Source organism: Rhizobium ecuadorense, assembly GCF_001187535.1.
Lineage (GTDB): Bacteria > Pseudomonadota > Alphaproteobacteria > Rhizobiales > Rhizobiaceae > Rhizobium > Rhizobium ecuadorense.
The window spans coordinates 1-535 of sequence record NZ_LFIO01001019.1 but is presented as its reverse complement, the minus strand read 5'-3'; the positions used below and the strand labels follow the sequence as shown (position 1 = coordinate 535).

Sequence of the window (535 nt, the reverse complement as noted above, 5' to 3'; positions counted from 1 at the left end):
GATCTGCACGCTCGAATGCGCTCGCCACGTCTGGCCGCAAGCGCCGAACCACAAGAACGAAACGCTAAAAAGCTACCTCGGCATCGAGGTCGAGGGCGAGGCGCACCGCGCTGGCTACGATGCCGCCGTCTCTGCCGGCATCTTCCTGCAATTGATCAAGCACCTGACGATCGAAGAGATGCTCGGCCTCTCTGACCCCGGCACTGTGCCGCTCAAGATGCCGTTCGGCGAGCACAGAGGAAAGCGATTTGCCGAGATCCCGGATGGCTATCTGTCCTGGATCCTCAGGTCCGACCTCCGCAAGGGCGTAAAGACGGCCGCTCAGAACGAGATCAACCGTCGAACCGCCGCCAAGGCGTCGGCGCCGACGGTGCGCCCACGCTCAAGCTCCTGGGATCGGGATTTCTGAAAATGCAATTCTCGCCCGTTCAATCCGCCGCCATCGATACCGTCGCCGGGTGGTTCTACTATGCCGCCGCCAAGCGGCCGATATTCCGGATCTTCGGTTTTGCTGGAACTGGAAAGACCACGCTCG

1 protein-coding gene and 1 pseudogene are annotated in these 535 nt (G+C 61.5%); both read left to right on the top strand.

All coding sequences use genetic code 11. The annotated features are described in order from the left end of the window. Nucleotides 1-409, top strand: a 409-nt coding sequence (locus tag AF337_RS18525) for a putative quorum-sensing-regulated virulence factor (RefSeq protein ID WP_193393638.1), incomplete at its 5' end; no start/stop codon positions are given. Between the two features lie 2 nt (nucleotides 410-411). Continuing rightward, nucleotides 412-535, top strand: a pseudogene (locus AF337_RS45520) (ATP-binding protein); the annotation flags it as partial.